Annotated in this window: 26 protein-coding genes and 1 tRNA gene; 8 read left to right on the top strand and 19 right to left on the bottom strand. The window is 38.1% G+C overall.

Translation table 11 applies throughout. The features are described 5' to 3' along the window. Positions 1-6 precede the first annotated feature (6 nt). From HDT10_RS05845 to HDT10_RS05825, 5 genes are all read right to left on the bottom strand, one after another. Complete coding sequence (locus HDT10_RS05845) at positions 7-1,398, bottom strand: M20/M25/M40 family metallo-hydrolase (RefSeq protein ID WP_290881059.1); 1,392 nt, start codon at positions 1,396-1,398, stop codon at positions 7-9. A 9-nt stretch (positions 1,399-1,407) separates the two neighbouring features. Continuing rightward, positions 1,408-2,082 carry a 3-methyladenine DNA glycosylase gene (locus HDT10_RS05840; RefSeq protein WP_290881055.1) on the bottom strand — a complete coding sequence of 225 codons (675 nt, stop codon included), beginning with the start codon at positions 2,080-2,082 and terminating at the stop codon, positions 1,408-1,410. Next, positions 2,079-3,266, bottom strand: a complete 1,188-nt coding sequence (locus HDT10_RS05835; protein ID WP_290881053.1) for a replication-associated recombination protein A — start codon at positions 3,264-3,266, stop codon at positions 2,079-2,081. Before HDT10_RS05835 ends, HDT10_RS05840 begins: the two co-directional genes overlap by 4 nt. Positions 3,267-3,385: 119 nt before the next feature. Next, positions 3,386-4,072, bottom strand: a complete 687-nt coding sequence (locus tag HDT10_RS05830) for a TIGR00730 family Rossman fold protein (RefSeq protein ID WP_290881050.1) — start codon at positions 4,070-4,072, stop codon at positions 3,386-3,388. Between the two features lie 50 nt (positions 4,073-4,122). Then, positions 4,123-4,199 (bottom strand) — tRNA-Arg (locus tag HDT10_RS05825). A 65-nt stretch (positions 4,200-4,264) separates the two neighbouring features. Here HDT10_RS05825 and HDT10_RS05820 point away from each other — a divergent pair. From HDT10_RS05820 to HDT10_RS05810, 3 genes are all read left to right on the top strand, one after another. Continuing rightward, on the top strand, positions 4,265-5,122 hold the full coding sequence (locus HDT10_RS05820) for a zinc ABC transporter substrate-binding protein (RefSeq protein ID WP_290881049.1): 858 nt from the start codon (positions 4,265-4,267) through the stop codon (positions 5,120-5,122). Beyond that, a complete protein-coding gene (locus tag HDT10_RS05815; RefSeq protein WP_290881048.1) occupies positions 5,106-5,240 on the top strand; it encodes a hypothetical protein in 135 nt (44 codons plus the stop codon). The genes HDT10_RS05820 and HDT10_RS05815 overlap by 17 nt, the downstream gene beginning before the upstream one ends. A 63-nt stretch (positions 5,241-5,303) precedes the next feature. Continuing rightward, positions 5,304-5,441 (top strand): hypothetical protein, encoded by a 138-nt coding sequence (locus tag HDT10_RS05810; protein WP_290881046.1) that lies wholly within the window; start codon positions 5,304-5,306, stop codon positions 5,439-5,441. 120 nt (positions 5,442-5,561) lie between these two features. Here the strand turns inward: HDT10_RS05810 and trpB are convergent, their stop codons facing one another. The 9 genes from trpB to HDT10_RS05765 all read right to left on the bottom strand — a co-directional run bounded on the left by trpB (position 5,562) and on the right by HDT10_RS05765 (position 15,006). Then, positions 5,562-6,764 (bottom strand): tryptophan synthase subunit beta, encoded by a 1,203-nt coding sequence (gene trpB / locus HDT10_RS05805; RefSeq protein WP_290881045.1) that lies wholly within the window; start codon positions 6,762-6,764, stop codon positions 5,562-5,564. Between the two features lie 172 nt (positions 6,765-6,936). Then, positions 6,937-7,770 (bottom strand): hypothetical protein, encoded by an 834-nt coding sequence (locus tag HDT10_RS05800; protein WP_290881042.1) that lies wholly within the window; start codon positions 7,768-7,770, stop codon positions 6,937-6,939. Positions 7,771-7,779: 9 nt separating this feature from the next. After that, entirely contained in the window at positions 7,780-8,994 is a 1,215-nt protein-coding gene (locus HDT10_RS05795; protein WP_290881040.1) for an N-acetylmuramoyl-L-alanine amidase, read from the bottom strand. Next, the gene (locus tag HDT10_RS05790) at positions 8,991-10,079 is read right to left on the bottom strand and encodes a nitronate monooxygenase (RefSeq protein ID WP_290881038.1); all 1,089 of its coding nucleotides are present in this window, start codon (positions 10,077-10,079) and stop codon (positions 8,991-8,993) included. Before HDT10_RS05790 ends, HDT10_RS05795 begins: the two co-directional genes overlap by 4 nt. A 17-nt stretch (positions 10,080-10,096) precedes the next feature. Continuing rightward, positions 10,097-11,311: a tyrosine--tRNA ligase gene (gene tyrS / locus HDT10_RS05785; protein ID WP_290881035.1), complete on the bottom strand. Its 1,215-nt coding sequence runs from the start codon at positions 11,309-11,311 to the stop codon at positions 10,097-10,099. A 15-nt stretch (positions 11,312-11,326) separates the two neighbouring features. Continuing rightward, positions 11,327-13,474 (bottom strand): RelA/SpoT family protein, encoded by a 2,148-nt coding sequence (locus HDT10_RS05780; protein ID WP_290881032.1) that lies wholly within the window; start codon positions 13,472-13,474, stop codon positions 11,327-11,329. Between the two features lie 52 nt (positions 13,475-13,526). After that, positions 13,527-13,745: a DNA-directed RNA polymerase subunit omega gene (locus HDT10_RS05775; protein WP_290881030.1), complete on the bottom strand. Its 219-nt coding sequence runs from the start codon at positions 13,743-13,745 to the stop codon at positions 13,527-13,529. Between the two features lie 17 nt (positions 13,746-13,762). Then, a complete protein-coding gene (pyrH, locus tag HDT10_RS05770) occupies positions 13,763-14,479 on the bottom strand; it encodes a UMP kinase (RefSeq protein ID WP_290881027.1) in 717 nt (238 codons plus the stop codon). 74 nt (positions 14,480-14,553) lie between these two features. Beyond that, positions 14,554-15,006 carry a hypothetical protein gene (locus tag HDT10_RS05765; RefSeq protein ID WP_290881024.1) on the bottom strand — a complete coding sequence of 151 codons (453 nt, stop codon included), beginning with the start codon at positions 15,004-15,006 and terminating at the stop codon, positions 14,554-14,556. Positions 15,007-15,097: 91 nt separating this feature from the next. Between HDT10_RS05765 and HDT10_RS05760 the strand changes: the two genes are divergently transcribed. The 5 genes from HDT10_RS05760 (at position 15,098) to HDT10_RS05740 (ending at position 19,516) form a co-directional block, all read left to right on the top strand. Continuing rightward, a complete protein-coding gene (locus HDT10_RS05760) occupies positions 15,098-16,543 on the top strand; it encodes an NAD(P)H-hydrate dehydratase (protein ID WP_290881021.1) in 1,446 nt (481 codons plus the stop codon). Positions 16,544-16,568: 25 nt separating this feature from the next. Beyond that, entirely contained in the window at positions 16,569-17,354 is a 786-nt protein-coding gene (locus tag HDT10_RS05755) for a thiazole synthase (RefSeq protein ID WP_290881019.1), read from the top strand. A 3-nt stretch (positions 17,355-17,357) separates the two neighbouring features. After that, positions 17,358-17,927, top strand: coding sequence for a manganese efflux pump (locus HDT10_RS05750; RefSeq protein ID WP_290881016.1), 570 nt, complete (start codon positions 17,358-17,360; stop codon positions 17,925-17,927). 341 nt (positions 17,928-18,268) lie between these two features. Then, positions 18,269-18,880 (top strand): recombination protein RecO, encoded by a 612-nt coding sequence (gene recO, locus HDT10_RS05745; RefSeq protein ID WP_290881015.1) that lies wholly within the window; start codon positions 18,269-18,271, stop codon positions 18,878-18,880. 48 nt (positions 18,881-18,928) lie between these two features. Then, positions 18,929-19,516 carry a thioredoxin family protein gene (locus HDT10_RS05740; RefSeq protein WP_290881012.1) on the top strand — a complete coding sequence of 196 codons (588 nt, stop codon included), beginning with the start codon at positions 18,929-18,931 and terminating at the stop codon, positions 19,514-19,516. A gap of 63 nt (positions 19,517-19,579) precedes the next feature. Here HDT10_RS05740 and corA read toward each other — a convergent pair whose 3' ends face one another. From corA to HDT10_RS05715, 5 genes are all read right to left on the bottom strand, one after another. Further along, positions 19,580-20,533 (bottom strand): magnesium/cobalt transporter CorA, encoded by a 954-nt coding sequence (corA, locus tag HDT10_RS05735; protein WP_290881011.1) that lies wholly within the window; start codon positions 20,531-20,533, stop codon positions 19,580-19,582. Positions 20,534-20,613: 80 nt separating this feature from the next. Beyond that, positions 20,614-21,825: a phosphoglycerate kinase gene (locus HDT10_RS05730; protein ID WP_290881008.1), complete on the bottom strand. Its 1,212-nt coding sequence runs from the start codon at positions 21,823-21,825 to the stop codon at positions 20,614-20,616. A gap of 131 nt (positions 21,826-21,956) precedes the next feature. Further along, a complete protein-coding gene (locus HDT10_RS05725; RefSeq protein WP_290881007.1) occupies positions 21,957-22,976 on the bottom strand; it encodes a HAMP domain-containing sensor histidine kinase in 1,020 nt (339 codons plus the stop codon). Beyond that, positions 22,973-23,305, bottom strand: coding sequence for a rod-binding protein (locus HDT10_RS05720; protein WP_290881005.1), 333 nt, complete (start codon positions 23,303-23,305; stop codon positions 22,973-22,975). The genes HDT10_RS05725 and HDT10_RS05720 overlap by 4 nt, the downstream gene beginning before the upstream one ends. Before the next feature lie 10 nt (positions 23,306-23,315). Beyond that, positions 23,316-24,401 carry a flagellar basal body P-ring protein FlgI gene (locus tag HDT10_RS05715; protein ID WP_290881004.1) on the bottom strand — a complete coding sequence of 362 codons (1,086 nt, stop codon included), beginning with the start codon at positions 24,399-24,401 and terminating at the stop codon, positions 23,316-23,318. Positions 24,402-24,419 lie beyond the last annotated feature (18 nt).

Below are 24,419 nucleotides of genomic sequence, written 5' to 3'. Positions count from 1 at the left end.
ATTTCACTAAAATGCTTGGAATCTTTTTAAGACTTCTTTTAAAATCTTCTCAAATTGCACAAAACTTTCTAAATCCATTTCTTCTTTGACAGAATGTGGATGTAAAATCGTAGGACCAATAGAGACAAAACTGATTGCAGGATATTTTTGCTTCAAAATTCCACATTCAAGCCCTGCGTGAATGCTTTTTAGCTTTGCCTTAGGATTATGCTTACTAACAATCTCCCAAACTACATTTAATAGTTCGCTTTCTTCTCTTTCCCAAGGGGCATAATAATCTAGCAATTCCACATCAAACCCCAATGCTCGCAACTTCTCTTTTTCCTTTGTAATATTTTCTTGCATTAAAGATTCTTGATTGCCGCGTCCCATTGCGATAAAATGCACCTGCACTTCCTCGCCTTTAGATGTTTGTTGCAGGATTCCAAGACTGCTTGAGAGAATCGGCTCACCTTTATCGGCAACGATGACACCATTTTGTATGCCCAAAAGTGCCTCTAATAGCGGACACATATCAAAATATCTTTGCCTTTCTGCATTGAGCTGTGCTAGCTTGATTGGTGTTATTTCAAAATATGCAGAATCTTTTAATTTTCGCGTTTGGATTCTCTCTATCACTTCCTTACATTGTATGATTTGGCTCTGTGGAATCGCAATTAATAAAGTCGCATTAACAGGGATAGAGTTTCTTTTCTCACCTCCCAAAAACTCTATGATAAGTGCGCCACATTCTACTAAGGCTTTAGCCACCTTGGCTAATTCTATGATTGCATTAGGAATCCCCTTGTGGATTTCAATCCCACTATGTCCGCCAACAAATCCCTGTGTATAGATTTCTATCAATTCGCAATCCTTAGGGATTGGGAGAGTTTTGAATCTTGCCTTGCATTCCAAATCATACCCTCCCGCACACGAATACACCACTTCGCTAATCTCCTCACTATCGCAATTTAGCATATAAGGAGACTGGAGAGTCAATGCAATCTCCCTCGCACCTAGCATTCCCACTTCCTCATCTATCGTAAATAAGCATTCTATGTGCTGACAATCCCTCAAAGCAAGCAACATACAGGCTAAAGCCGCTCCATTATCCGCCCCCAAACTAGAATCCTCTGCGCACAAAAATGCTTTGCCCTCACGTTTGACAAACTTTGGTTTGACTTGAAACTTCGCAGATTCTCCTACATAAACCATATCGTAATGCCCTTGTAAGCATAGTTTAGGAGAACCTTTCGTGCAAAGCACATTACCCGTATTATCGCACTGCACATTTGCCCCGAATTTTCGCGCTTCTTGGATAATCCATTCTTTGAGCAACTCTGTTTTAAAGCTTGCGTGCGGAATCGCACAAATTTCCAAAAATACCTTTAGGGGTTCAAAATTTTCATATTTTTGCACAATCTTTCCTTAAATTTTATGATTTTTGCAATACTCTACAATCTTTCCGTGAAATCTTGCAAATAGCAAATTTATTGGGATTTTAAAGCCATAAAGCGCGCAAACTTTATCGTAATTTTCTATGACTCCACCTTGTAACCAATCTTGCAAACCCTCATAAGATTCTAAAGTATAGCCATAAGTTTGGAGTAATTTATAAGTATAATGGTCTGCAACCATTACCTCTCTTCCTAAAGCATAGCATAAAATCGCATCACAAGTTTCTAAGCCAATCCCTTTTTGACTTAAGAGCCATTGCCTTGAAACTTGCGCACAAAAGCTTGCATAATCTCCAAAATCCTTTAAAATATTCTGACAAATCCTCTGGATTCTTACTGCTTTTTGACGATAAAATCCAATGTTTTGGATTGAATCTTGCAAAAGGGTTAATGAAACTTCGCTTAAAACTTCTAAATCCAATAAACCCTTGACTTTCAACCTCTCTAGTGCGACAAAAACCTGCTCCCAACGCGTATTTTGCACTAGAATCGCTCCAATAATCACTTCAAAGCTCAAGGCATTAGGCCACCACCAAATCTCTTTGAGAGATTCTAACTCTGCTGCAGAAATGTTTTTGTCCATATTTGGTAATAAATTTTGAGACTTAAGATGCTCTAATAACTCGTAACTACTCGCGATTCTCATTGCTCTTCCGATTCTACCTTGGCTACCTTTCCCTTAATTTTGTCTAACCATTCTTTCAAAGTTTTCTCAAAACCTTTGGGAAGCCATTGCACAAACTCCAAATCTTTATCCCAATATTTCTGCTCCACCCAACCCCCAAAATTATGAGGATAAAGGTAGTTTTTGTGAAATTGCAAAATATGCGGTGGAATCGGCTCATTTGGGTGCTTCTCCACATAAGATATTGCAGCATCAATTGCCTTATAAGCACTATTGGACTTAGGAGAGCAACTAAGATAAATAACGCATTGTGCCAAAATAATTCTTGCTTCGGGATAGCCAATTTTTGCCACGCTTTGCATCGTAGAATTAGCCAAATTGAGCGCATTAGGATTAGCATTACCAATATCCTCGCTTGCTAAAATCACGAGGCGGCGCGCAATAAATTCTGGATTCTCTCCCCCTGCAATCAAACGCGCAAGATAATAAATAGCTGCATTTTCATCGCTTCCCCGAATGCTCTTAATCATTGCGGAAATGAGATTATAATGTGTATCTAATTCACTTGTGCCACTCAATGAAGTTTTACGAAAAGATTCCAATAATTCTACATTTAAAGGTAATTCTGTGGCTAATGCACAATCTAACAGATTCAGCATTGCCCTAGCGTCTCCACCGCTCGTTTGGACAAGAAAGTCTTTCACCTCTGCATTAAGCGAATAGGATTCTAAAATTTTTTCTAAATCTTCCTTATTTAAAGGATAAAATTCAAACACCATAGAACGCGAACGAATCGCTTGAGTGAGTGCAAAATAAGGATTCTCTGTGGAAGCACCCAAAAGTAAAGCCTGATGATTCTCCATAATAGGCAAGAGCATTTCTTGTTGCGTTTTATTGAGGCGATGCACTTCATCAATGAAAATGAGGGGTTTTTGTAGGGTATTTTGATAATTTTTCAAAATCCCACGCAAATCCTCTGCTTTAAAATTCGTAGCATTCAGAGAATAAAAGGGGAAATCCATTGTTTTAGCAATCAAAATTGCCGCACTTGTTTTGCCACTTCCAGGAGGTCCGAAAAAAAAGCTATGCGGAATCTTATGCGTCAAAATAAGACGCATAAAGGGTGCATTTTCTCCAAAAAGATGTGATTGTCCAATAAAATCTTGAAAACTTTTAGGTCTTTTATTGTATGCTAAGTCTTTCATTTTTATTCTTTTAAGGAAAAGTATGTCAAAGTTCATTCCTTTGTTGCTTGGGATTTTCGCTGCATTTATGGTGCTTTTTATGATGTATGGCTTAGATAACCCTGTATTTTAACACAGAGCTATTTCTTTTGATTATTTTTTAAAATTTTTAAAACCTGTTTGGGCTTATTTGCAACTTGGATTAATTTTAATTCCTCTTTAGAGATTGCGCCGGCTCTCAACATTGCCTTTTTTAGCCATTGGATAAATCCTCTCCAATAATCTTTGCCATAGAGAATCACCGGAATCTCTTTGTGTTTGCCTGTGGCAATCTGCACCAAAACTTCGCTTAATTCATCTAAAGTTCCAAAGCCTCCAACTGCTACAATAAATGCAGTAGAATTATAATTAAAAACTAACTTTCTGCTAAAAAAATTTTGAAATTCTAGTGGCACTTCCACATAAGGATTCATCTGCTGTTCAAAAGGCAGTCTAATATTTAAGCCAATAGAAACAATAGAATCGCTCGGAGGATTTGCCTTTGAATCCTCAAGATTGCAAGGCTGACTTTTGCCAAACGCGCCACATTCTAAATCTTTTTTATACTCTATAAGCCCACGATTCGCTGCTTCCATAATACCAGGTCCTCCACCTGTCATAATAGAATAACCCTCTGCTGCAAGTTTTCGCGCCAACTTCACAACCGACTGATAATCCTTACTCTCTCTACTGATACGCGCTCCACCGAAAATCGTAATGATATTTTCTAAATTTTCTAAAGTTTTTAATCCCTCTTTGATTTCTATTTCTAATGCACCTAAATCCATAATTTAGCCTTTTTATATTGTTAGATTGATAAATGTTAAGAAAGTCGTAGTGGTACGCTCAGAGGGAGTCGAACCCCCAACCCTCAGATCCGAAGTCTGATGCTCTATCCAATTGAGCTATGAACGCATTTGCAAAAAAATAATATATAATAGTATCCCAAAAAAATTTAATAATTACTAAAAGGAGTAATAGTGAAAAATGCGTTTTGGATTCTACTCTTCTTAAGTCAAATTGTGTTTTGCAAAGAGCCAAGACAAATTATTGTCGTAAGTGTTCCTATGCAGCAAGAATTTGTGCAAAAAATCACGGGGGATAAATATGAAGTGCTCTCTCTGATTCAATCTGGCATCAATCCGCACGATTTTGAACCAAAATTTTCAGATGTTGCGAATCTTAATTCTGCACTAGCCTATTTTGGCATTGGGATTGAGTTTGAAAAGATTTGGCTTCCACGATTTAAAGCACAAAACAAAACAATGGAAATTTACGATAATAGTTTAGGAATCGCAAAGATTCATTCCTCTCATTCGCACACAAAAAATGATGAGGATTTTGACACAGAAGGGGACACACATATTTGGCTCTCTACTCAAAATGCCAAACAAATTGCAAGCAATATTTACAAAGCCCTGCAAGCCTTAGACCCAAAGGCAGACTATACAAAAGGCTATCAAGCTTTAATTACAGAAATCAACCAAACCGATACACAACTCAAACAGATTTTAAGTGCCCTAGAAGAACACCAAAAGTTTGTAGTCTTTCACCCAATGCTTGGATATTTTGCTAGAGATTATCATTTAGAAGAAATTTCTATTGAGATTGAGGGAAAAAGCCCAAAAATGCAGGAAATGATTAAAGTCATTCAAACCATCAAAGAAAATAAACTTAAGATAATTTTTGCCCAACCTGAATTTTCTACCAAAGCCGCAGAATTTATCGCAAAAGAAAGTGGTGCGCAGCTTGGATTCTTTTCGCCACTGCAAACTCCTTGGGGTGAGAATCTTTTAAAGTTTGCTAGAACCTTAAGGGAAAATGCGCTCACAGAATAGAATCTCTATATCTTTACGCGCAACTTGTGAATCGTGGCAATCTACAATGAAACACTATTCACGATTCTACTACTCTGTCATTGCGAGCATTTTGGAAAAAATGCGTGGCAATCTATAATATTGAACCTTAGAAAAATAAAACAATGGAATCTTTGGAATCCTTAAAGTTAAGGGCGAGATTTTGGATCAATGGAATCAGTTGAATCTGCAATGTATGCAGAGTTATGGATTGCCACAGCCTTTTTACAAAGGCTTCGCAATGACGCAAGTAGCAAATTCGGCTTTGCCTCGCAATGATATGATAGAAAACGCAATTTAAGCTTAAAATTCATCATTGCCAATTCTCGTTAAAGGTGTATGTGCGAGGCACTCACCGTGCAAATCTATAATGTAGCATACTTTAGGTTTTACAACGGAATCGCAAACTAGCGATTCCTTATCACTCCCCATAACCAAAATTTTCTACGACAAAGTCTATATCTTTATCTCCACGACCGCTTAAATTCACTAGAATCTTTTGTCCTTTCAAATCTGGAGCGACTTTGAGAGCATAAGCCAATGCGTGGCTAGACTCAATGGCTGGAATAATCCCCTCATTTTTACTAAGCATAAAAAACGCATCAATAGCTTCCTTATCACTAATCGTGGCGACTTTTGTGCGTCCAATGCTGTGCAAATACGCGTGTTCTGGTCCCACGCTTGGATAATCTAAACCGCTTGCGACACTATACACAGGGGCTGGCTCTTCGCCTTTGTCCTTTAACATTATAGAGTTAAATCCGTGCATAATGCCCTCACTTCCATATCTTAAAGACGCCGCGTGTTCTCCTAGCGCGCTTCCCTTGCCTAGAGGCTCGACACCCACAAGTTCTACTGCATCTTCAATAAAGCCGCTAAAGATTCCCATTGCATTACTTCCTCCCCCCACACAAGCGCATACAATATCGGGGAGCTCTCCCGTCATTTTTAAAAACTGCTCACGCGATTCCACACCTACAATCGCCTGAAAATCTCGTACCATTTTAGGAAAAGGATGCGGACCTACGACAGAACCTATCGCATACATTGTGTTTTTCGGGTCTTTCAAATAAGATTCAAAGGCAGAATCCACCGCTTCTTTGAGCGTTTTTGCGCCAAAGGTAACCGGAATCACTTTTGCGCCTAAGACTTTCATACGCACTACATTAGGGTGTTCTTTTTTAATATCTACTTCTCCCATATGGATTTCACATTCCAATCCAAAATATGCTGCTGCTGTCGCCAAAGCCACCCCGTGTTGCCCTGCTCCTGTTTCTGCAATCAGCTTCTTTTTGCCCATAAACTTCGCAAGCAGTGCCTCTCCCATACAATGGTTTAATTTGTGTGCGCCGGTGTGATTTAAATCTTCTCTTTTTAAATAAATCCCTGCACCACCATATTTTTTTGTCAAATTATGGGCAAAATAAATCGGTGTTGGACGTCCTTGAAAAGTTTCCCGAATCTTGCGAAGCTCTGCAATAAAATCACTATTTTGTGCAATCAAATTATAAGCTACATTGATTTCGTCCATTGCTTGCTTAATAGAATCTGGCACAAAACTTCCTCCAAATTTTCCAAAAAATCCATTTTCATCTGGAAATTGCTTTAAATAAGGTTTGTTCATTGAATATCCTTTAAAAATAAAAATATGAAAGATTAGACTAAGAAGAATAAAATTAGGGGCGACTGCCCCACCAAATAGCGAAGACAAAAGAGGGAATAAGTTTTAAACTTGATTGCATCTATCCTCCTTTTTAATATTAGTTTATTCTAACAAAGAAATTTTGAAATCAAACTTAACGTCGAATCGTAAGCTTCATCATCCATACACTACACCAACCAAACAAAACTAACGCATAAAATGCCTTGCGCACCTCAAAATACGATTCGCCATCGACAAAACTATGAGAAGAAAACATAATAATCAGCACGCATACTAAGAGCAAAAAGAGGTTAAACAGCTCATAAGAATCAAAATATCTACTTCTCTTAACGCAACAATACAGTATTAATCCAAGTCCCAAAACCAATAATGCCAAATCAAAATATCCCATTATGCCACTTTTAAAAAAAGGCGAAACTGCAAAACCAAATAAAACACCCATCATTACATTAAAACTTGGTTGCGTGAGCTGCAAGATTTTACCAAACTTAATACTTTTATCAAAAGAAAGATTCAATAAATAAATTGCTGCGGGACAAATCACAAAAAGAATATAGCAAGCATAATCTACAAACATTTGATATAAACTTTTAGAAAAGGCGTCTTCTTGCACGAGTTTCAAAGAATCCTCAAAGGAAAAAGGTTCAAAATAAGTCCTACGCATTACAAAAAGCTCATAATAAAGCAATAATACAAACACCAATAATGCAAAGCTAATCATTGCACTATATAATTTTGGCAAATGGCTATAATAAATGCGCACGATATTAAAAAGACTCACAATAACGCCACAGGTAAGCAAGATTGTACTGATTCCAAAATATACTCCAAAGGGTTGCGTGGTTAGCCGAAACATATGCTTAAAGTCTGGAGTAAAACTCGTCAATGCTAACATTAAAATAGTAAAAAGTGCTAAGATGAAATAGAGAGATGAAAATACTAAGTGAGGAATCGTGATTTTTCGCATTATCAACCTTTAGGGATTTTTTTGAAAATAACCATCTACGCCATCGGCAATACCTTTGGCAATAGTTTTTTGAAAAGCTATTTGGTTTAGTCGCTTCCCTTCATTTGGGTGTGTAATATAGCCTACTTCAAGCAAAACCGAAGGCATAACAGCCCCTACAAGCACCCAAAAAGGACCTTCACGCACGCCCCCATCTACAATTTTATATTTAGAGCGCAAGGATTGCAACATACCATATTGAATGTCAATCGCCAAACGATTAGAAGCTACGATTCGTTGCGTATTGAGGGTATTTAAAAAAGATTGTTTAGAAAAATAATTCATTCCCTCCGTGTCGTCTTTGTTTTCTAATGCGGCAACCTTTTTGGCTCGCTCACTCCTAGCAGTGGATAAAAAATAACTCTCTACACCCTCAAATTTTGCTCTATTTTCTGGAATCGCATTTGCGTGAATTGAAATAAATAAATCAGCATTTTTATTATTGGCTAAATTTGTCCTTTGTCGCAATCCAATAAATACATCTTTATCACGCGTCATATAGGTTCTATAACCGCGTTTTTTTAATTCATCACGCAAATGTTTCCCAATATTGAGCACTATCTTTTTTTCGCATACTTTATCGACACCCATTGCTCCACAATCTTTGCCTCCATGTCCGGGGTCAATCACTATCATTTTGCTTTGATTATTTTTATTTTGATTGGAAGCGACTTTGATTGGCTGCGGTTTTTTTTCTTCTTTTTTGGTGCTTGTCTTTTGGGATTCTACGGGCTTTGGATTTAACTTATTTTGCGATTCTAATGGGGGTTTTTTATCGGAAGCTTGTGGTTCAAAAAGCGAGGCAATAGAAAAATCACTCTGGGGTAATTTCGCATTAGGAATCGTAAAGATTGCTTGTTTTTTATTTGTCTTTAAATCAATACTTAATTGCTTGGAACTCGTGATGACTAAACGCACTTTTTCTTGAGAATTTTGCGCAACCTTAATCTGCACATCTCCTTGAAATTCAAAAACCCTAGCACTCCCTTGTAGTTGTGATTCTATATCATAAACATAGCGCAATTTTTCTTTGTTTTGTAGTAAAAAATCCTTAAAATCTGTTTTCTTAACATTTTTATCAAAATTCAATGCAATACCATTTTGCAGTTGTTGAACCGAGAGAATTTTAACCTCTGCGAATAATCCACCACAAAATAAGCAAAAGATAATAAAAATTCTAATCATTGGCTTAATTCATCTAAGATTTCTTGCACACTTTGGATTTTCTCAATCCGATAACCATTAGAACCTGTGAAATATAATCCATTTACGGAATCCCCCAAATAACCATCTCCCAAACCATCAGCAATACAATATCCTACTTTTTTGGCTTCTACACCTCTTTTACAAGGGGCTACGCAGTTGCTTATACAAGCTATTTTTGGGGGACGCCCCTCACGCAATTCTTTAATGATACCTGTAATCACAGCACGTGCAGGATAACCAACAGGAGATTTTATCAGCTCAATATCTTCTTTTTTAACTCTTAACATTAGTTCATTATAATATCTTGCATCACACTCTTTAGCTCCCAAAAATCGCGTCCCCATTTGCACTCCACTTGCCCCTAAATCCAACATTTTATCAATATCGCTTCTATCCCAAATTCCACCTGCGGCAATCACAGGAATCTCTCCCCATTTTTTACTCTCTTCAAGCACTTCAGGCACAATGGCTTCCAACTGATGTTCGGGCTTGAAGCAATCCTCATAACTAAACCCTTGATGCCCACCACTAAGCGGTCCCTCTACAATGACTGCATCGGGGATACGTTGATAACGTCCTTCCCATCGCTTACAAAGAATCTTGAGGGCTTTGGCTGAAGAAACAATAGGAATCAAGGCAACATTGGGGAAGTTGCTTGTAAATTCTGGCATATTCGTAGGCAATCCAGCACCCGTAATAATCATATTTGCACCTGCTTCACAAGCATCTCGGACTACACGTCCATACTCATTAATCGCATAGAGAATATTTGCCCCTAAAGGATTCTCGCCACAAATTTTACGCGCATTTTTAAAAATCTCTATCAAAGATTCTTTGGAATAAAAATTCAATGTATCAAAAGGTCTATGCTTAACCACTTTTTGCACAAACGCACTCTTTTTGTAGTATCCTGTGCCCACGCACGAAACAATGCCAAGAGCACCGCATTTAGACACACTACCTGCGAGATTATCCCAGCTAATTCCTACTCCCATTCCTCCTTGAACGATAGGTAAAGGAATGGTGTATTTTCCGATTTTAAGTGCTTTTAATGTGCGTGGCATATTTTTCCTTTTGAAATTTATTGAATGATAATTTTAGCAAATTTGCGTTTGCCGACTTGCAAAATATATTCACCTTTACTTAAATTTAACTTAGAATCCTCAATCTTCTCACTATTTAACTTCACGCCGCCTTGCTTGATTAATCGTAAGGCTTCCGAATTTGACGCACAGAGTTCGCATTCGCTTAAAAGCTGTGCAATCCAAATTCCATCGGGCTTATCAAACTTTGGCATCGTGCTTGGTAATTCTTCTTTGGCAAATACTCTTGCAAATTCCTCTTTGGCATTCAATGCACGCTCTTCATCATAATAACGAGTGATAATCTCTACTGCCAAATCTTCTTTGACTGCCTTGGGGTGCAAGTTACCATTTGCCACACCTTGCTTTAAGGATTCTATTTCTTGTAGGCTTTTTGCGCTAAGCAATTCATAATATCGCCACATTAACTCATCGGAAATACTCAAAAGTCGTCCAAACATTTCTTTTGGTTCTTGGGTGATTCCGACATAATTTCCTAAGCTTTTGCTCATTTTATGCACTCCATCTAGTCCCTCAAGTAATGGCACCATTACGACAGATTGCTCTTTATCCAACCCATACGCACGTTGTAATTGTCTTCCCATTAACAAATTAAACTTTTGGTCTGTTCCGCCAAATTCAATATCGCAATTTAATGCCACAGAATCGTAACCTTGCAACAAAGGATAAAAAAACTCCACAATACTAATGGGGCTTTGACTTTTGAAACGTTTTTCAAAATCATCACGTTCTAGCATTCTAGCAACTGAAAATTTTGCCGCTAGTTCAATCATTCCGCGTGTGCCAAGCTTATCTAACCACGAAGAGTTAAAGACAATTTCCATTTTGTCTCTATCTAGCACTTTGGTTACTTGTTCTTGATAAGTTTTTGCATTGGCGAGCACTTGCTCTTTGCTTAAAGGCTTTCGCGTTTCACTCTTGCCGCTTGGGTCGCCAATCATTCCTGTAAAATCGCCAATGAGAAAATAAACCTTTGCACCATATTTTTGAAAAGTTGCAAGCTTTTGCAAAAGCACCGTATGCCCCAAATGCAAATCTGGAGCAGTCGGGTCAAAACCTGCCTTGACACTAAAAGTCTTTCCCTCTTTGAAATATGCACCGACTAAATCCTTGATATATTCAAACCCGATAATCTCTTGTGTGCCGCGTCTAATTTCTTCTAAGGCAAGATTGATTTGCGATTCTAAGTTCATACCTACTCCTATCTCTTAATCTGCATACGCATCTTTGAGTGCTTGCACTTCTATGATTTTATAATTATTACCAAACAAACTTTTGAGCTCTTTAATATCCGCGATGCTGGATTCAAAACGCAATTCACAGTGGGTTGCATAAGTGCTTTTTTGCGAGCCTAGCTCCACACCCAAGACATTAATGTCGTGCTTGGCTAGAAAAGTTAGGAAATTGGCTAACACGCCCTTTTGATTTTCTAGCGCAATAATGAGTTTATAAGTGTGCAACTTGTCCTCTAGCCAATCTATATAAAGCATCTTAACACCCTTTTGAATCTCCAAATACGCCCGCTCACAAAGCTTATGATGCACAAAAGCCTTAGAACCACTTTTAAACGCAATAATAGAATCGCCAAACTTTGGGTGGCAACAATAATCAAACACGGCTTGATTAATCGTGTGGTTTGTCTCAATGATGAGATTATCAAAATGCAATTCCTTAAGCTTTAAAATTCTAAATTTGATTTGCTCTAGGAATCCTGCGTTGCGCTTATAATAATTTTTGATACGATTTTTGACATCTTTTAAGAATCCGACATCTGTCGTTGCACGATAAATCGTGTCTTCTAAATCATTTTGCTGGATAAATTGCTCAATCTCTTCCGCGCTTTTGCCAAAAATAGTTGCAATAATGTTAATTGCGCTTTTGCGTTCAATCTCCTTAATCCGCGTTGCGCAATTCATTTTGATTTGGCTTTTTGCGCGTGAAGTCTTAACCGCATCAATCCAAGAACATCGCAGAATCGTATCTTTTGCGGTGATGATTTTGACAATATCTCCGCTCTTTAATGTCGTTAGCAAGGAGGATTTTTGATTATTCACATAAGCTTCTTTTGCACGATTTCCCACTTCTGTATGCACCGCATAGGCAAAATCCAACACCACCGCCCCAATAGGCAAAGAATAATTATCTCCATCAGGCGAAAAAACAACAATATCTTCACGATATAAATCATTTTTCACTAATTCATAAAATTCCTCAATGGAATTATTTTGAAACTGCAATTTATTCAGCCAATCAAGGCTAGGACCGCTATTGCCACCGGTTTTATATTTCCAATGTGCTGCGATTCCATATTCTGCACTTTTGTGCATATCCTCTGTGCGAATCTGTACTTCAAAAATAGCCGAATCGTCAAACAAAGTGCTATGAATCGTTTGATAACCATTTTCTTTAGGCAAGGCAATATAATCTTTAAAACGCGACATAATAGGCTTAAACTTCAAATGCAGGATTCCTAAAATCTTATAACAATCCAAAGGGGTTTTTACAATCACACGAATTGCCAACAAATCCAAGACTTCATCAATAGAAATCCCTTTACGCTGCATTTTTAGATAAATGGAATAATGTCGTTTAATCCGACTTGCGATGCTGAAATCACCCTCTGGCACTCCCTCTTGCACAAGGCTCTTTCTCACCTTTTGGATAAAGGCATTAAGCTTTAATTGAATCGTTTGCTTATGGCTTAAAAAATAGTCGTCTATCTTGCGGTATTCTTGAGGAAAAATATAATAAAAGCTGCGGTCTTCTAATTCATTTTTCAAAGAAGAAATCCCCAAGCGATGAGCAATTGGCGCATAAACAACGAGCGTTTCTTCCGAGATTCTTCTTTGTTTGTTGGGTGGCAAAGCACCAAGTGTCAGCATATTATGTAGTCTGTCGCAAAGCTTCACGACAAGCACACGCACATCTTTGACTGAAGTAATTAACATTTTACGGAAACTCAACGCTGCGACAACAAGTTTTTCATTAGAATGTGAGGCAGGCAATTCCTCTGCACGAATCGCTACAATCTTTGTAAGACCATCTACAAGAGAAGCAATATCCTCGCCATAATCTCGCGTAATGTCTGCCAATGTCCATTCTGTATCCTCTACGACATCGTGCAAAAGTGCTGCACTCACCATCACCTCATCTCCGCCAAAATACGCTACAATGCACGCGACAAGCAAAGGATGCACAATATAAGGCTCACCGCTTCTCCGCCTTTGGTCTTCGTGCGCCTGTGTGGCAAAGGCAACTGCATTTTGGATATTTGGCGTTTCCTCCACCATAGAATACAACAATTCTAACGCTGCTTTAGGGCTTGTGATTTCTGCAACTTGTTTTAAAAATTCCAAATTTTACCTTTTTGCCTGATTCTTAAAGTCTTTACTACATTGCATTGCAAGATTAATTTTGCGATTCCTCAATTTTATCTAAGCTGATTTTGCCCTCTGCGACTTCAAGCAACGCAATATCAGAAAGTTTGTCGGTTTTAATGTCTTTATTTACAAGCGGTTTTGCTCCACGACTTAATTCATCAATTCTCGTAAATAAAATATTTGACAATAAATATCTATCACCATTCACCTGCTCTAGTGCTTTAGAGGCTATTTCTTCAATTCTCATCTTTTTCCTTTCTTTGATTAATCGTTAGAAACTTTAGAATACACGGCGTTAGAATCACCCTGAATAGTCTTAAGTAAATTTCCCTCACGCAACATATTGCATACTACAATTGGAAGTGTATTATCCTTAGCAAGCGCAATAGCTGTATCGTCCATTACTTTGATATTATCTTTTAAAGCTTGGTCATAACTGATTTGTTGCAACATTTTCGCATCTTCAAATTTTGCCGGGTCTTTGTCAAACACCCCATCAACTTTTGTTGCTTTGATAATCATTTCTGCGCCGATTTCTACTGCGCGTAAAGTCGCTGCGGTATCTGTCGTAAAAAAGGGATTCCCTGTGCCCGCTACAAAAATCACTACGCGCCCTTTTTCTAAATGCCGAATCGCGCGTCTATTAATGTAAGTTTCGCAAACTTCCTTAATCTCTAATGCACTCTGCACACGCACATCTAAACCATAATACTCTAATGCTTCTTGCATTGCCACCCCATTAATCACCGTGGCGAGCATTCCCATATAGTCTCCACTTGTGCGCCGAATCAAACCCCCTTTAGACGCACTCACTCCACGAATAAAGTTCCCGCCTCCAATAACGATTCCAACTTCAATTCCAGCCTCCACAAGTGTTTTAATCTCTCTTGTAAGATAGTCCAAAATCCCGCTCTCAATCCCAAAGCCACTCTCTCCAGACAATGCCTCACCAGAATATTTAACCAAAACGCGTTTTGCCATACACTCGCCCTTAATTGAATTTCAAAATTTGTAATTTTAATCAAAACTTACTTAATAATCTAGTAAATTTCGTGCTATTTGCTAATTTCATCATTTTTTTGACGCAATTCCTCAATCCTCTCTTGCTGAAAGTTATAGGCTTTTTGTATTTTTTGATTCAAACTCTCTTGCGAAGAATGATTCTTGGGAATGTCTTTGCGCCCGTGCAAACTCTCAAAACGCTCTATATGCTTTTGCATTCCTGTGTTTTGCTCTAATTGCAAATGATTTAAATTTTTATCTTGTAGTTCTCTACTCAAATCATTTAAATGACTTTTGAGATTCTTTTTTAGTTGTTGTTGCAAAGGAGATTCTTGCGAAATCTCTTCCTCTTTTGTCTTGGAATTTAAAAAACTTGTCGCATTATTTTCTAATGTCGCGTTTTTGTCTTTGTTTGTTTTTGACTTCTCATCTTCCTTACAACCTATAAGACAAAAAGACACAAAAAGGACAAGATAGAAAGTTAAAAAAACGCTCTTAAAAATCATAAAAATCTTTTATAAAATATTTTTTAACATTGAATTTATAGCATATTTTGTTAAGATTCCAAAAGTTTTACATTTTTTCAAGGAATCCAAAATGAAAAATCTCTTTTTCAACACACGCGAATTAGACCACTATGCGACAGAACATTTCTATCTACCCCCAGAATTACTTATGGAAAATGCCGCAAGAGGAATGTGCGATTTTATCAAAAGTCGCTTTTTGACGGATTCCACAAAAAAACTAAAAATATTGTTTGTATGCGGGAGTGGCGATAATGGTGCGGATTGCTTGGCTCTTGCAAGAATGCTCTGCGGAATCTGTGAAGTCTCTATCTTTTTACCCAAAAGCACAAAAAGCCCCCTATGCGCAATGCAACTCAAACGGCTAGAGACATTAAAGTCAAATTCCAAAATCAATTTAAGATTCCTCAAATCCTTAAAGACGACAGAAACATTTAATCTTGTGATTGATGGAATCTTTGGTGCAGGCTTTAGGGGGGAACTAGACTTAGAAACCACGAAAATTTTGCAGACTTTAAACAAACTCAACGCAATCAAAATCGCCTGCGATATTCCAAGCGGAATCTCACAATCTGGTGCGCTTGGTGGAAAAACCGCTTTCAAGGCTGACTTTACTTTGAGTATGGGGGCATTGAAGTGCGCACTTTTTTGCGATTTGGCAAAAGACTTTGTAGGCGAAGTGCATTTGATAGATTTAGGCGTGAGCGCGGAGGTTTTTGCTCCCAATTCTCCTTTGAAATTATTAGAAAGAAGTGATTTTATCGCACCGCATAGAAGCGTACAAAACACCAACAAGGGAGATTTTGGACATTTATGCGTCTATGCGGGAGAGAAAACAGGAGCAGGGATTCTAAGCGCGCTTGCAGGGCTTAGAAGCGGGGCTGGGCTCGTAAGCGTCATTTCCGAAGAGAAAATCCCCAATCTACCCTTTAGCCTAATGAATCCAAGAGAGATTCCGCACAATACAAATGCCATTTTACTTGGTATGGGATTAGGGATTGGGAATCCATTGCCGCGCTTCCTCTCGCATTTATCGCAGAATATTCCCTTACTGCTTGACGCGGATATTTTCTATCATTCTGAATTTTTAGAGATTCTTTCAAATCACAAACAAATCATTCTCACGCCCCACCCCAAAGAATTTACACAGATTTTAAAGACATTAAAAATCGCCACTCTCTCCACACAAGATTTGCAACAAGACAGAATTGCTTATGCCTTAGAGTTTTGCCAAGCCTATCCCCATAGCGTTTTAGTGCTAAAAGGTGCAAATACACTCATCTGCAAAGGCAAAGAAGTTTATATTAATCCCTTTGGCACAAATATCTTAGCCAAAGGTGGTAGTGGCGATGTGTTAGCTGGAATCATTGGCGGACTTTTAGCGCAAGGCTACACCCCACTAGATTCGGCTATTAATGGTGTTTTGCTACATAGCTTTTGTGCGCAAGAGATTATGAAAAATTGCAACGACTTTTCGCTTAATCCCCTTGATTTAATTGAGCAAATCCGCTATATTTAAGATTTTACACAACAAGGAATCCTTTATGAATGATAATCTTTTAAGAATCGGAAAGCAAACCTTTCAAAGCCGCCTGATTGTGGGTAGTGGCAAATACAAAGACTTTCAAACGACTTTTGACGCCACAAAAGCTTCTGAAGCAGAAATCATCACCGTTGCCATTAGGCGCGTCAATATCACGAATCCCAAAGAAGAAAACTTGCTAGATTATTTCAAGGGAAGCAAGATTCAATTTTTGCCAAATTCTGCGGGTTGCACCAATGCACAAGAAGCTATTGCGCTCTTTCGCCTCACGCGTGAAGCCACTGGCATTGATTTTATTAAGCTAGAAATTATTGGCGATACACAAAAAACACTTTATCCCGATGTACTAGAAACACTCAAAGCTTGTGAGATTCTTGCAAAAGATGGCTTTTGCGTGTTGGCTTATAGTAATGATGACCCAATTATGGCAAAGCATTTAGAAAATGCCGGAGCAAGCGCAGTAATGCCACTTGCCGCACCTATTGGTAGTGGGCTTGGCATACAGAATCGCTACAATATCGGTTTCATTAAAGAAGCAATCCAAGTGCCTGTGATTGTAGATGCAGGTGTGGGCTGTGCATCAGACGCTGCGATTGCAATGGAGCTTGGAGCAGATGCCGTACTTACGAATACTGCCATTGCACAGGCAAAAAATCCGATTCTTATGGCGCAAGCTATGCGTGATGCGGTGCGTGCGGGACGCGCAAGCTATCTTGCAGGCAGAATCCCCAAAAAACCTTATGCGACTGCAAGCTCTCCCACAGAGGGACTTGCGAATCTTTCTTAATCAATGGTTTCTTTAGAGATTCTCTTACTTGGAATTACGCTTGCAGTAGATGCGTGTGTTGTCGCATTTTCCTATGGATTATACGAAAAATGGCGCATTCAAAACGGATTAAAAATCGCATTCGTTACTGCATTTTTTCAGACACTAATGCCAATTCTTGGCTGGACTATGCTATGGCTTGCCAATGAGAGATTCTCACATTTTGCAGATACATTTGACCATTGGATTACTTTTGTCGTCTTTTTAGCTTTAGGGCTAAAAATCATTAAGGATTCTAATTCCAACGATGAGGAACAAGCACAAAAAAGCCTTTCATTATTGGTTTTGCTCATCATTGGAGTGGCAACGAGTATAGACGCACTCGCAGCGGGCGTGCTGATATTTTCACAAAATATCCCTTTGATTAGTAGTGCGTCTTGGATTGGCATTGTTACCTTTATCTGTGTTTTCATCGCCTATATCTTGAGCAAGACTTTCGCGACATTCCCTACACGTATTTTAGAAATCAGTGCAGGGTGTATTTTGATTCTGCTCGGATTTAAAGTGCTTTTAGAGCATACTTTATACACTTAAAATCACTTGCAATTCGTAGCATTTAGCAAATTTATCTAATCTTATGCTATTATGGGGCTTGATTATCAAGTCGTGGCAATCCATAACTTAGAATCCCATACTGACAAATCTTTCCAAAGAATCTTAAATCTTGCTTTCTTTGGGTACTTTGGATAAAAATTGCAAAATAGAATCACTTAGAAAATTTATTTAAATCAAAGTATTTTGGGAAATTCCATAGAATTATCAATAGAAGCGAAATCCGCACAATACACACTGCATTATGTCTTTTATGGCAAATAAAATTCAATGAAAATTCTTATTTTATGCTACAATCTCATCTATTTTTACAAAGGCGGATTTTGCAAGGCTATATTCTACACACCTTACGCGTGCGCGAAGAAGATTTACTCGTAAAAATCTTAACATCAAGCCAACTTTATACACTTTATAGATTCTATGGTGCGCGTCATAGTGTCGTGCATTTAGGGCATAAAATTGACTTTACCATAGAGCAAGATTTGCGCGAGATTGGACGACTAAGAGAACCAATCCATTTAAACTTTGATTGGGAGAGACACACACAAAAAAGGTATTTTTGGCAACAATACTTAAGCCTTTTAAATGCGCACTTAAGGGACATTACGAGCTTAGATTCTTTCTATTTTGAACATTTAGAAGAAGGCACAAAGCGACTAGAAAGGGAAAATCCCAAACGTGCGATTCTTAATCTATACGCCAAATTGTTACACTTTGAAGGGAGGGGCAACACACTACAAACTTGCTTGATTTGCGAACAACCCTTGCAAAATGAAATTATCTTGGGCAGGGGATTAGTCTGCGGGCACAAGGAATGTATGCAAGGTGCGACATTTAATCAAGCACACATTGCACAATGGCTTGCTTTTCAAGGAGAGTTTTTAGAGGAAATAGAAGTGGATAATCTATGGAATCTCTTAATGCAAGGAATGTAAAAATGGGCGTTTTTGGCTATAATTGCACATCAATATAAGGAATTAAAAATGAAAAAATTGTATTTTCTCATCTGCATTTCATTAGTTTTTAGCGCGTGTGAGGGAGAGGTAGGCAAAGAGATTATCTCTAGTGGCACAAACAATACCAAAGAGCAATTATTGGCAATGGAGAATATAGATAGAAACTCTTATGCGGAAGTTTCTGATGTATTTTTAGAAACGAGCAAAATCACAAGCCAACATCTCCCTTATTTCCTAGTTTTTTCGGCAAATGGTTGCGTGTATTGCGATAGATTAAAGAATCTCATCAAAGAAAATCACGAAATTAAAGAATTTTTAAAAGCTAATTATGCCTCTTATTATATTAATATGAGTTACACCAAAACACATCAAGTTGATTTCCTCAATCAAACCTTAAGCACCACGGATTTGGCTTTAAAATATAATATTAAACCTACTCCCACGCTTGTTTTTTTAAGCAAGGAGGGGAAAGAATTGTTTATTTATCCCGGTTTTATGCCCAAAAACCGTCTTTTAGCGACTTTGGAATTTTTAACGAATCCGACACTACAAGACAAAGATTCTAAAACAATCGCACAAGAATTGCAAATTTATTGGAAACAAATAGGAGTGTAGAGGGCTTTAATCTTTATAGCAATCTTAAGGATTCCAAAGCCTAGCCCTCCCCTCTTGCCTCTTTTACATCCACTTTTTCTTTTTGAAATAAACAAAAGGAATAATCGTGGAAATAATCATTATGACCAAAACCACAGGATATGCGTAAGTCCATTCTAGCTCTGGCATATATTTAAAGTTCATTCCATAAATCGTAGCAATCAATGTCGGTGGCATCATTCCTACGGTTACCATTGTAAAAATCTTGATGATTTTGTTTTGCTCAATGTTGATTTGGTTGGAGAAAAGCGTTTGGATATTATCCAAAATATTCATATTGACATTAGCAAAATCCACAAGGGAGTTAATGTCCTTTAGCACGATTCCTAAATCTTTTTTCACCTCTACATCTGTCTTGCGTGTGCGTAACAATGCAGCAATCGCAAGTCTTTTATCAAACAAGCTATCACGCAAGCTCAAGTGCATTTCTTGCAAAACGGACAAATTCTCTAAGATTTCATCGCCTAACTTCTTATCAAACACAACAGAGCGGCGCAATAGACGCGTTTGCTTTGCGATACTCTCTAGCATATCCGCATCTTTTTCTACACGCAATTCAAAAATTTTAGAAATCAAATCAAACCCATCTTCAAAGTTTTTAGGACTTGCAAGCACACGTTGTTGGATTTCATCAAATACCTTAAACTCACTATACCGCACAGTAAAAAGAATATTATGTGTTATCAAAAAGGTAATTGTTTCGTTATGTAAGATATTTCCCTCACTTGGACGTGTTAAGAAGTAAGTGTTAATCGTTACTGTTTCACTATTTTCCCAATAACGTGAGGATTCCTCAATTTCCTCTCGCTCTTCTTTGGTTGGAATGTCCAACAAATATGTTTTAGAAATATAAGCTATCTCTTGTGCCGTTGGGTGCAACAAATCAATCCAAAGTATATCTGCATCTACTTGCACCGCTTCAACAGCTTGTATGCTTTCCCTTACCACCATACCATTACGTTTAATAAAAAGATTCATAATCTACCTCTAATTTCAAAAACTAAAGGAGACTTATGAATCTCCTTTAGCGCATTCTTTTCGTAGGGGGTTCTCCCATTTTACACTCTCTTATCCAATACTTCAAATGCAGGCAATACTGCACCCTCAAGCAATTCTAGGCTTGCGCCCCCACCTGTGGAGGTAAAGCTCATTCCGTCTTTATTCCCTGCTTTATCCACTGCATCTGCCGTATCACCTCCTCCAATCACGCTATACGAGTAAGTATCCGCGATTGTATGGGAGATGCTAAAAGTCCCCCGAGAAAATTTCTGATTCTCATAGACGCCCAATGGTCCATTCCAAATAATCGTCTCACAATCCCGAATGACTTCATTAAAAAGTTTCACGGTCGCAGGTCCAATATCTACCGCCATTAAACCATCTGGAATATCTTGTGCAGGGCTAATTTTGATTTCCTTAGGTTCTTTTAAATCATTGGTCGAAACCACATCCACAGGCAAATAAATTTTCACGCCTTTTTCTTTGGCATTTCTTAAAATACTCCGTGCTTCCTCTAATAAATTCTCTTCAATCAAGGAATTTTTCATATCGTAGCCTACTGCTTTTAGGAAAGTATTGCTCATCGCCCCACCAATAATAATTTTATCCACTACATCTAAAATGGATTTCAAAAGCGTGAGTTTTGAAGAAACTTTCGAGCCGCCAACAATAAGCAATAAAGGGCGCAAAGGATTTGAAAGCGCAATTGCAAAAGAATCAATTTCTTTTTTAAGCAATAAACCTGCTACTTTTTCTTTCGCATAATTTGCGATTCCATAAGTAGAAGAATGCTTGCGGTGTGCTGTCCCAAAGGCGTCATTGACATAAATATCACAAAGGTTAGCAAGTTTTTGTGATAATTCTGGTTCGTTTTTTTCCTCCCCCTCATAGAATCGGATATTTTCCAATAAAACAATGCTGCCATCAACCAATGTATTTAAGGTAACTTGCGCATTGTCTAAATGATCTACAAAAACAACATCTTTGGATAAAAGCCTTTCCAATCTTTTCAAAATATGCTTCAATGAAAATTCGTTACTTCTGCCTTTCGGACGTCCTAAATGGCTCACTAAAATAATGGATTTTGCCCCATTATCAATGCAGTAATTAATCGTTGGGATTGCCTCACGGATTCTTGTATCATCGCTAATATTTAATTCACTATCCATTGGAATATTAAAATCTACACGAATCAAAACGCGCTTGTCTTTGACATTGACTTCACGCAAACTCTTTACATTCTGCATTTTTTGAATATTATTATCGCCCATCTTTGCCCTTTTGTTGGTGTAGTAAAGAATTTTATCTCAAAAAGCCTTAATTCCTATTGTATATCCGCACAAAAGTATAACAAAATTTAATTTTTCAATAAAGTGTGCAAATTTTACGCGTTTAAGGTTTCTTAAGATTGCGGGATAATGATTTCAAACCCTTTTCTATCCCCCTCCATTAAAGAGATTCTACCCCCGTGTGCCTCAATGATTTGCAAGGATAACGCTAGCCCTAAACCATTTCCTTTTAACTTCGTGCTTTTAAAAGGTTCAAAAAGAATCTCTGGATTTTCAATTGGTTTGCCACTATCATAAATCCTAAAAATTGCATTTTGCGAATCTTTGACGCAACAAATCTCTATGATTCCCTTTTCATCTTCGCTTTCTTCTATTGCGTCAATGGCGTTAAATAAGAAATTTTGAAGCACGATACAAAGCAAGTCAAAATCTGCCTCAAAGGAATCGCATTTAAAATTGAAAAGAAAGTCAATATTTTTAGAATAAGTATAATACCCTAATGCTTCGTTTAGTTCGTCTTCAATATTTTGGGTATTGATTCTTGCCTTATTGCAATGCACGCCTTTAGAGAATAGCAAAGTCGCTTTCACAATGCGTTCCACTCTCCAAATGGATTTTTTAATCTCTAGCACGAGCGTTTTGTTTTTTAACTCCACACGATTGGCAAGCGTAGAAGCAAGAAGAGCCACAGAACCGACAGGATTCCTAATTTCGTGGGCTAAATGCGCAGAAATTTGCCCCATTGAAGCAAGCCTTTCGCGCCGTTTTTCACTTGTAATATCTGTGGCAGAAATAATCAGTTTGTTTAATTTTTGATTGGCTTGCACCAAATAAACTTTGGATTCTTCAAAAGATTCTAACTCAATTTCTTGTCGATTGTTTTGTGATAAATCAAGCTTTTCTAATAACTCTGGAATCTCACTCGCAAGGCTATTTTGATAAAAAATCTTACCCTCTTGCTCTAATACCCAAACAGCAGTTGGCAAAACATCTAAAACCTCTTCAAAAAGAGCTTTTAACTCCACAAACTCTTTTTCTACCTCATAAGTTTGAGTGATAAGTTCCTTTAAGCCTTTTGCAAAGGATTCTTTATCACTGCTACTTAGAGATTCTAGCAAGTTTTGGTCTATCACATTTCGCCCTTAAAGCCTTGTTTGCCCTGTAAATCTTTGAGATAATCATAAAGTAAATCGCTAAAGCCAAAGCTTCCGCTTAAACTATCTGCCAAAGTATCACGATACATAGACTCATAAATATCGTGTCCGGGAGCTTTAGGGAAAAGAGATTCGTCCATTTTTAAAGCTGTATCAAGCATATTTTTGATAATCAACGCCTCAAAGGCATCGGTTTGTTCTCTAAGTCTTGAATCATCGTCAGTTTTGATAATGTTTGGCGTTGATTTCGCCGCGTCTAATAACTCCTTAGAATATCCCCCACCGATTCCATTAAAATCAAGATTCATTTGAAACTCCTTATATAATCTCTAAGTCCGCATTGAATGCGCCCGCTTTTTTCATTGTTTCTAAAATCGCAATCACATCTTTAGGTGTCGCTCCCATACGTTGCAATGCGCGCGTTACGCTTGAAATCGTTGGGTTGTTTTCGCTTGTTACCATTGCACCTTGCGCACTAAAGGTCGCACCATTACCCATATCAACAGCCTCTGGGTCATTGTTTGGTTCATTACTTACTTTGATTGTAATGTTATTATGTGTTACCACCACAGGAGAAACCTCTACGCTCATACCAGCAATAATCGTTCCTGTTCGTTCATTAATAATGATTCTGTCTTCTTTGATTGTATCTACCTCAATCTCTTGCACACGAGCCAAAAACTCTACCATACTCATTTCTTGCGGACGTTGTAATTTGATTGTGCGAGGATCTACTGCGGTTGCAATAGGAGATTGTTGGGATTCCTCTGTATTTTGTGGATTGGGGAAAGTCGCATTAATCCGCGTTTGAATGCGCACTGCATTCTGGAAATGAGATTCTTTTAGGCTTAAGGTTGCGTGTGTTTTATTATAAAGGTCATAGCTTACTTCTCTCTCCACCGTAGCACCATTGGGCAATACTCCTGCAAGAGGATGGTTTGCGCTCCCGCCTCTCTCACTTTTACCCCCGATTCCAACCGCACCTTGCGCCACCGCATAGATTCTACCATCTAAACCACTAAGAGGCGTAAGCAAAAGAGTGCCTCCCTCTAAGGATTTCGCATCTCCAATACTAGAAACGACAATATCAATCTTATCGCCTTGTCTTGCAAAAGCCGGCAGTTTCGCCGTTACCATTACCGCGGCGGCGTTTTTTGAGCTAATATCATTAGGATCAACCTTAACATTGACGCTTTCTAACATATTTGAAATAGATTGCATTGTAAAAGTCGCAGTTGTTTTGTCCCCTGTTCCATTAAGACCTACAACCAAGCCATAGCCAATGAGTTGGTTATCCCGCACCCCTACAACATTAACCAAATCACCCACTTTTGCACCCAAAGAGGGAATGACAAAGAGCATTAATGCGCCTAAAATCATTGGAATCTTATGAAGTCGTTTCATTGCTTGAATATCCTTTTC

The organism is Helicobacter sp., assembly GCF_014799995.1.
Taxonomy (GTDB): domain Bacteria; phylum Campylobacterota; class Campylobacteria; order Campylobacterales; family Helicobacteraceae; genus Helicobacter_D.
Note: the sequence above shows the minus strand (reverse complement) of the source record. Positions and strands in the feature narration are given on the sequence as shown.

Excerpts from the sequence above, each read along its gene's own strand:
- HDT10_RS05840 (WP_290881055.1), bottom strand. The coding sequence starts at position 2,082 with ATGAGAATCGCGAGTAGTTACGAGTTATTAGAGCATCTTAAGTCTCAA.
- HDT10_RS05835 (WP_290881053.1), bottom strand. The coding sequence starts at position 3,266 with ATGAAAGACTTAGCATACAATAAAAGACCTAAAAGTTTTCAAGATTTT.
- HDT10_RS05830 (WP_290881050.1), bottom strand. The coding sequence starts at position 4,072 with ATGGATTTAGGTGCATTAGAAATAGAAATCAAAGAGGGATTAAAAACT.
- HDT10_RS05815 (WP_290881048.1), top strand. The coding sequence starts at position 5,106 with ATGCGCTCACAGAATAGAATCTCTATATCTTTACGCGCAACTTGTGAA.
- trpB (WP_290881045.1), bottom strand. The coding sequence starts at position 6,764 with ATGAACAAACCTTATTTAAAGCAATTTCCAGATGAAAATGGATTTTTT.
- HDT10_RS05800 (WP_290881042.1), bottom strand. The coding sequence starts at position 7,770 with ATGCGAAAAATCACGATTCCTCACTTAGTATTTTCATCTCTCTATTTC.
- HDT10_RS05795 (WP_290881040.1), bottom strand. The coding sequence starts at position 8,994 with ATGATTAGAATTTTTATTATCTTTTGCTTATTTTGTGGTGGATTATTC.
- HDT10_RS05790 (WP_290881038.1), bottom strand. The coding sequence starts at position 10,079 with ATGCCACGCACATTAAAAGCACTTAAAATCGGAAAATACACCATTCCT.
- tyrS (WP_290881035.1), bottom strand. The coding sequence starts at position 11,311 with ATGAACTTAGAATCGCAAATCAATCTTGCCTTAGAAGAAATTAGACGC.
- HDT10_RS05775 (WP_290881030.1), bottom strand. The coding sequence starts at position 13,745 with ATGAGAATTGAAGAAATAGCCTCTAAAGCACTAGAGCAGGTGAATGGT.
- pyrH (WP_290881027.1), bottom strand. The coding sequence starts at position 14,479 with ATGGCAAAACGCGTTTTGGTTAAATATTCTGGTGAGGCATTGTCTGGA.
- HDT10_RS05765 (WP_290881024.1), bottom strand. The coding sequence starts at position 15,006 with ATGATTTTTAAGAGCGTTTTTTTAACTTTCTATCTTGTCCTTTTTGTG.
- HDT10_RS05760 (WP_290881021.1), top strand. The coding sequence starts at position 15,098 with ATGAAAAATCTCTTTTTCAACACACGCGAATTAGACCACTATGCGACA.
- HDT10_RS05755 (WP_290881019.1), top strand. The coding sequence starts at position 16,569 with ATGAATGATAATCTTTTAAGAATCGGAAAGCAAACCTTTCAAAGCCGC.
- HDT10_RS05750 (WP_290881016.1), top strand. The coding sequence starts at position 17,358 with ATGGTTTCTTTAGAGATTCTCTTACTTGGAATTACGCTTGCAGTAGAT.
- HDT10_RS05740 (WP_290881012.1), top strand. The coding sequence starts at position 18,929 with ATGAAAAAATTGTATTTTCTCATCTGCATTTCATTAGTTTTTAGCGCG.
- corA (WP_290881011.1), bottom strand. The coding sequence starts at position 20,533 with ATGAATCTTTTTATTAAACGTAATGGTATGGTGGTAAGGGAAAGCATA.
- HDT10_RS05730 (WP_290881008.1), bottom strand. The coding sequence starts at position 21,825 with ATGGGCGATAATAATATTCAAAAAATGCAGAATGTAAAGAGTTTGCGT.
- HDT10_RS05720 (WP_290881005.1), bottom strand. The coding sequence starts at position 23,305 with ATGAATCTTGATTTTAATGGAATCGGTGGGGGATATTCTAAGGAGTTA.
- HDT10_RS05715 (WP_290881004.1), bottom strand. The coding sequence starts at position 24,401 with ATGAAACGACTTCATAAGATTCCAATGATTTTAGGCGCATTAATGCTC.